Raw genomic sequence first — 5,858 nt, 5'->3', positions numbered from 1 at the left:
GTCTTGGCCACCCGCCCACGTGTGGTGACCATGCCGACCACGGCCTCCGGAGCAACCGGGAACGGAACGCAGCAGGTTGTTGCGGGGCTCACTACCGGCCTGGCCGCCTGGCTGTCCAATATGGCACGAGGCATGCCGGACACCTACAACGCATCGCCGGCAACGGGCGGTTACAACTCGTTCGGCACGCTCGGCCCCATCGGCGGCACTGCTGAAGATCCTTGGTACGGCTAATCATGGACCGGGACAAACTCATCATCGGCGGCGCGATCCTGGCGGCCATCATCTTTTTTGTAAAAAAAAAGGGTGCGGCTGCGGATGTGGGGGCGGCTGTGGGGGGCGCCGCCGTTGAGTTTGTTCTCGGCGCTGCTGACACCGCAATCTCCACGCCCGTGTATGCCATAGGCGATTACGTGGGCGTGCCACGCACTGAACTGACCGAGTGCGAACGGGCCAAGCTGGAAGGGCGGACGTGGGATGCCTCGTTTGCCTGCCCGGCTGGCAACTTCCTGAAATATCTTTTCTCGTGAGGAAAAAATGAACCTGCTGCAACGATTGAAAGAACCATCGACCCATGCCGGCATTGCAAGCCTGATCGGCCTGGCCACCCTGTGGGGCGTGCCGACCACCACCGTGCAAACCATTTCGCAGGCGGCGGCCGCGCTGCTGTCCCTGGCCGCGATCTTCACGCCTGAAGGCAAGGCCGGCGAGGGCCAGTGATGGAGTTCACGTCGGAACTGGTTGGCCAGGTGCTGACCGCCATGGCTGCCGGGTCCGGCGTGTACGCGGGCATCCGTGCCGATATCAAGGCACTGCGGGAAAAGGCCGACCGCGCCCAGCATACGGCCGACACGGCGCACAAGCGCATTGATGCAATCTACCGGAGAGACAAGTGACCAAACGACGCACGCCGCCGCGCAAGGCCAATGGCCAATTCCGCAAGCGCAAGAAGAAGTGAAAAAGCCCCGGATTTCCGGGGCTTTTCGTTTGTTGGCCAACAGATCAGGCCGCGCAGGTGAACTGCAGCGTGACCTCATAATCGTTGTCGTCGGTCAGCGTGGGAACCCAGGCACCGACATAGGATGCCAGCTTGCCAGCGGTGGCAAGGTTCTTGTTCGTGTCCTCGCTGACGACGCCCTTGTATTTGGTCTGCGTGCTGACCACTTCGAGGCGGCGGCTTTGCTTGTCGCATGCGGCCTGTGCGGCCTTCAGCGCGGCCCCCTGGGCGGCGTTCTCGTCTTCACCGAACCCGGTTGTACGGTACTGGCCACCGGCCATCGGCATCACGTTGGCAGGCTTCGTGGATGCGCAGGCAGTCAGGATCAGGGCCAGGGCGATAGTGGATAAGTGCTGCATCTTCATTTCTTTTTGTCCTCGTTAGATGATGGCGTTTAATGCAAATCTTACATGGTATGCCGGTTGCGGACGGTCTATGATGGATTCAAAGTCCCCCCGGAGCTTTGCCTGCTTGATCTTATCGACCACGCCCCAGGTGCGGACGTAATTGAGATAGGACCGCTCCGGTGTGAGCCAGCGCGGCGAGATAGCCTGTACCCATCGATAGACGTCATCCTCGGTCACCGGAACCTCCCCAAATAGGTCACGGCACATAGTTGTCTATTTTGCAAATTGCGGGGCAATTGTGATTCAGAAAAACGGAACTTGTAAAGAAGAAAAGCCACCTAAAACGGCGGCTTTTCTGAGGTGCGGAACAGGGTAGGAATCGTATCGCGCTTTGTTGTTACTATGGCAATAAATACCATTTTACATAATACAAATTATACGAATAAATACCCCTCGAATAAATACGAATAATAGCGATTCTCATTTGATACAATTCAAAGACACTTTGTTACATGAGGCAACAATATGCGTACTTTGAATCTCATCCAGGACCTAGGTGAACCCCAAGATGTCCATCTCAACCGAGCCTGGCATCAAGCCCGGCAGCGCAGTCTGCAACGCACGCTGCAAGCGCTGTTCCGCGAAAAGCTGCTGCAGCGGGAACACCTGATCTTCGATGGGCACTACGCCTGGCTGCCTTTGTGGAAAGCGCAAAGCATGCTGCGCATCGAGGGCCTGCACCTGGGTGTGGCGGACAACTGCCAGCTCCACGGTTCCATCGCACACTACAGTGTCGGAAACCCGGTCCCGCAAGCCTTGCTGAGCTCGTCCATGCTGTTGGCAAAGGTGGCTCGGGCGCATGAGGACATTTCCGAAGCCAGCCTGCAACGGCTGATCATGGAGCTCTCCAACAGCGCAGAAAATGACGCCCTTTGCCTGAATTACCGCCAACACTGGGGACTTCGATTGCGTGCCGAGTTCGGGCAGCAGCAGACCAATTTTGTCGCCTCATTATTCCGTTCAGCGCACCCCAACCCGAGCCTGCTGCTGGAACAATGGGGCACGCTGGGCCATCCTTGGCACCCCAACTACAAGACCAAACTCGGCTTGAGCAGCGCCGAGGTCATGGCGCTCTCGCCCGAATTTGAAGCCACGATCACGCTCTCCCTGGCAGCAATGCACGTCGATGTCGCCTGCATCACCGGCGGCCAGGACCACGCCGAATACCGGCAATGGTTCGCTACCCACTACCCGCAAGCCTGGGAAACGTGGACAACAGCCTTGCAGCACCGGGGTGAAGACGTTTCACACTGGCTCCCCCTGCCCTTGCATCCTTACCAGCTGGATCGCGCCATCCCCGAACGCTTCGCTCAGGCAGTGGAAAAGCGCCAGCTCCTGCTGCTGCCCGAAGCGAGCCTGCCAGCCCGGCCGACCATGTCCTTCCGCACCGTGGTTCCTGAAGGCTCGCCTACACAGCCGCACATGAAATTGCCCGTATCGCTGCGCCTGACCAGCGTCGAGCGTACCGTCTCGCCCAAGTCTGCCGTGATGGGCCCGCGCCTGACCAGGCTGCTGCGCGACATCATCGCCAAGGAAGACGGTTTCGGCGGACGACTGGCCATCCTCGGTGAAGAAGTCGGCCTGTATTACCGCGACCCGCAGGGCAATGACGATGTCTCCCGCCACCTGGCCGTGCTCTACCGCAGCAACCCCATGACGCAACGCTGCAAGGAGCGCATGCCGGTACCGGTGGGCGCCTTGTTTGCAGATTCGCCTCTGAGCGGGCGTCCGCTGGTCTGCGATCTGGTCAGCGCAGCGTGGGGAGACGACGCCGATGCTGCCGAACAATTCTTTGCTGCCTATCTGGATGTCGCCTTGCCGGCAGTGCTGGGAGCTTATCTGCGCTATGGCATCGCCTTTGAAGCCCATCAGCAGAACAGCTTCGTGATGGTGGATGCCCAACTTCGGCCTGTGCAGATGCTCTTGCGCGACTTTGGGGACCTGCGCATCCATGCCCCCACCTTGCGCCACAGCAGACTGGCGCTGGAAACTTACAGCAGCAAGCACACCCTGTTCGAAGACAACGATTCCGTGCGCGACAAACTTCTGCACGCCTTCATGCTGTGCCACATCATCGAACTTGCCTTGCTGCTCTCACGCACCTATCAGCAGCCGGAAGCAGCATTCATGGCGGTACTGCGCGAGCGTCTCGCAGCCAGCTTCGCGGAACTCAAGCCAGACACCGAACCGCAGCGTTGGCAAACCGAGTATCGGGCACTGCTGCAGGATGACTGGCCGGCCAAGTCCTTCGTCCGCATGCGCCTGAGCGACACCTCCGAGGACGTCGTCCTGCGCATGCCCAATCCCCTGCCGGGCGCAGCATGAGCGTGTTGATGGGCCGCAGTCCGGCTGTGGCGTTGCGCTATCTGATGGCCATCCAGCTGCTCTCGATGGGCGCGATGGAAATGAGCGGCCCCTTCTGGCCACTGCATTTGCGGGAGCTGGCTCCCATGTCGGCTGCCACGCTGGCCTGGGTCAGCATGGCGGTCTATGCCGGCCCCTTGCTGATGACCATGCTCACCGCCCCCTGGTGGGGTCGCCTGGGCGACCGGACCGGCCACAAGCCGATGGTGGTGCGGGCCTTGCTGGCGCTGGCGGTCAGCCAGCTGATGGCGGCCTGGACCGACAGCGTCACCGTAGTAATGCTGGCGCGTCTGATCCAGGGCGCGCTGGGCGGCTTCATCGCTACGGCGCAAGCCTATGGCGCGGGTCTGGCCACCCCGGCGCAGCGCAGCTCGCTCATGGCACGATTGCAAGTGGCCACCGCCATGGGCTCGGCCCTGGGCCCATGGCTGGGCGGTATCTTGTTTGACCTCTGGGGCTTCTGGATCGTCAACCTGACGACCGCGCTGGTGTGCGTGCTGTGCGCGCTGCTGGCTGCGGTGGCCCTGCCCTTCGTCAAGCCAGCCGCGCCGACTGATCGACAGCGCGCATCATCAAAGCCGGTTGCTTCAACGGCGGCAGAACGCCCTGCACTGCAGGCGTTTCAAGGCTTGTTGCTGGGCATCTTGCTGGTGCAGGCGGGCAAGATCATGCCGCAGGCTTTCTTTGCGGTGTATGCCGATCAGGTCCTGCATGCCAATGCCAGCTTCACCGGCCTTTGCTATGGCGCTACCGCACTGGGCCTGTGCATTGCGGCTCCGCTCTGGGCACGCGCCTTCGCTGCACTGGCACCGGAGCAAGTCCTGCAGCGGGTCAAGTGGATCACGCTGGCCTGTGCTGCCACGCTGGCCTTGCAGTCCATGAGTCATGTGCCGGCATGGTTTGTCGCGGCACGCTTGCTGTGGGGCGTGTTCCTCGGCGCATTGCTGCCGGTGTTCTACACCCTGCTGTCACGCCAGGCCGATGGCCACCGCCAAGGCTGGGTACTCGGCGCCGGCAACAGCGCGGCCAAGGCCGGTGCCCTGCTGGGAACAGCTGCCGGTGCCTTGGCCATGGGCTGGCTGCCGATCAGTGAAGTGTTCTGGCCCAACGCTGCCGTCTATCTGATCGTGGCCGCCGCCCTGCATGGTTTGCAGCGACGCTCCGACACCCGCGAGGCCGCCAGCTGAAACACCGCCCTTGCAGTCCCAAGCTTTCCCTCCGCCAGCCTTCCGCCAGCCTCTGCAACAGAAGTTCGTCCATTCACAACGTAAAACAATATTGCTATGAACACCAAACTGTGTACCCTCAGTGCGCTGCTGGCCCTGGCCTTCGACAGCTACGCGCAACAAGTCCAAACCAATGCGCTGCCGGAAGTGACCGTCAAGGCGACTGCAGATGACAACAGCGGCTACCGTCCCAAGAACTCCTCGGCGGCCACCAAGATCGACGTACCGCTGCGCGACGTGCCGCAAACCGTCAACACCGTCACCAAGCAGGTCATGCGCGACCAGAATGCCCTGTCGCTGCAGGATGCCCTGCAGAACGTGGCCGGTCTCAGTTTCAGTCTGGGCGACGCCCAGCGCGACCAGGTCATCATCCGCGGCTTCAGCGCCATCACCGATCAGTTCATCGATGGCGTGCGCGATGATGCGCTGTATTTCCGCGACCTCTCCAATGTGGAACGCGTGGAAGTGCTCAAGGGTCCGGCCTCCGTGCTGTACGGACGCGGCTCGGCGGGCGGTATCGTCAATCGTGTGACCAAGAAGCCGAGCGACGATCCGGTCAGCGAGATCGGGCTCACCGTCGGCAGCGAAGGACAGAAGCGCAGCGAATTCGACGTCGGCCGCAACAGCGCCGCCGGCACGCTGCTGTTTCGCCTGACCGGCGCAGTGGAAGACTCCAGCAGTTTCCGCAACCAGTATTTCCTGGAACGCCAGGCACTCTCCCCTTCCCTGACCTACAAGCCGGATGCGCAGACCAGTTTCACGGCGCAATTCAATTATCTGCACGACAGGCGACTGGCCGACCAGGGCATCCCCAGTTACCGGGGCCGTCCTGCAGATGTGCCCATTGCCACCTATTACGGTGCG

Annotated in this window: 8 protein-coding genes; 7 read left to right on the top strand and 1 reads right to left on the bottom strand. The window is 61.4% G+C overall.

The genetic code is table 11. From position 1 onward, the window contains the following. From B3873_RS14265 to B3873_RS14250, 4 genes are all read left to right on the top strand, one after another. The coding region (locus B3873_RS14265) for a hypothetical protein (protein WP_286866850.1) at nucleotides 1-234 on the top strand (234 nt) is incomplete at its 5' end. Nucleotides 235-236: 2 nt separating this feature from the next. Beyond that, nucleotides 237-530 carry a hypothetical protein gene (locus B3873_RS14260; protein WP_286866849.1) on the top strand — a complete coding sequence of 98 codons (294 nt, stop codon included), beginning with the start codon at nucleotides 237-239 and terminating at the stop codon, nucleotides 528-530. Between the two features lie 7 nt (nucleotides 531-537). Next, nucleotides 538-720 carry a hypothetical protein gene (locus B3873_RS14255; protein WP_286866847.1) on the top strand — a complete coding sequence of 61 codons (183 nt, stop codon included), beginning with the start codon at nucleotides 538-540 and terminating at the stop codon, nucleotides 718-720. Continuing rightward, complete coding sequence (locus B3873_RS14250) at nucleotides 720-896, top strand: hypothetical protein (RefSeq protein WP_286866846.1); 177 nt, start codon at nucleotides 720-722, stop codon at nucleotides 894-896. The genes B3873_RS14255 and B3873_RS14250 overlap by 1 nt, the downstream gene beginning before the upstream one ends. Nucleotides 897-1,002: 106 nt before the next feature. On the opposite strand, the gene B3873_RS14245 is transcribed toward B3873_RS14250, so the two are convergent. Continuing rightward, entirely contained in the window at nucleotides 1,003-1,362 is a 360-nt protein-coding gene (locus B3873_RS14245) for a hypothetical protein (protein ID WP_286866844.1), read from the bottom strand. A 507-nt stretch (nucleotides 1,363-1,869) separates the two neighbouring features. Between B3873_RS14245 and B3873_RS14240 the strand changes: the two genes are divergently transcribed. The 3 genes from B3873_RS14240 to B3873_RS14230 all read left to right on the top strand — a co-directional run. Then, nucleotides 1,870-3,729, top strand: a complete 1,860-nt coding sequence (locus tag B3873_RS14240) for an IucA/IucC family protein (protein ID WP_286866843.1) — start codon at nucleotides 1,870-1,872, stop codon at nucleotides 3,727-3,729. Next, a complete protein-coding gene (locus tag B3873_RS14235; protein WP_286866841.1) occupies nucleotides 3,726-4,955 on the top strand; it encodes an MFS transporter in 1,230 nt (409 codons plus the stop codon). The genes B3873_RS14240 and B3873_RS14235 overlap by 4 nt, the downstream gene beginning before the upstream one ends. A gap of 96 nt (nucleotides 4,956-5,051) precedes the next feature. Next, nucleotides 5,052-5,858: TonB-dependent receptor (locus B3873_RS14230; protein WP_286866839.1), on the top strand; the 807-nt coding region annotated here is incomplete at its 3' end.

Source organism: Herbaspirillum sp. UBA812, assembly GCF_002296545.1.
GTDB lineage: Bacteria > Pseudomonadota > Gammaproteobacteria > Burkholderiales > Burkholderiaceae_D > Herbaspirillum > Herbaspirillum huttiense.
Note: the sequence above shows the minus strand (reverse complement) of the source record. Positions and strands in the feature narration are given on the sequence as shown.

Bases quoted from the DNA above. Each gene is read 5' to 3' on its own strand.
- B3873_RS14235 (WP_286866841.1), top strand. From the start codon at position 3,726: ATGAGCGTGTTGATGGGCCGCAGTCCGGCTGTGGCGTTGCGCTATCTG.
- B3873_RS14250 (WP_286866846.1), top strand. From the start codon at position 720: ATGGAGTTCACGTCGGAACTGGTTGGCCAGGTGCTGACCGCCATGGCT.
- B3873_RS14260 (WP_286866849.1), top strand. From the start codon at position 237: ATGGACCGGGACAAACTCATCATCGGCGGCGCGATCCTGGCGGCCATC.
- B3873_RS14245 (WP_286866844.1), bottom strand. From the start codon at position 1,362: ATGAAGATGCAGCACTTATCCACTATCGCCCTGGCCCTGATCCTGACT.
- B3873_RS14255 (WP_286866847.1), top strand. From the start codon at position 538: ATGAACCTGCTGCAACGATTGAAAGAACCATCGACCCATGCCGGCATT.
- B3873_RS14240 (WP_286866843.1), top strand. From the start codon at position 1,870: ATGCGTACTTTGAATCTCATCCAGGACCTAGGTGAACCCCAAGATGTC.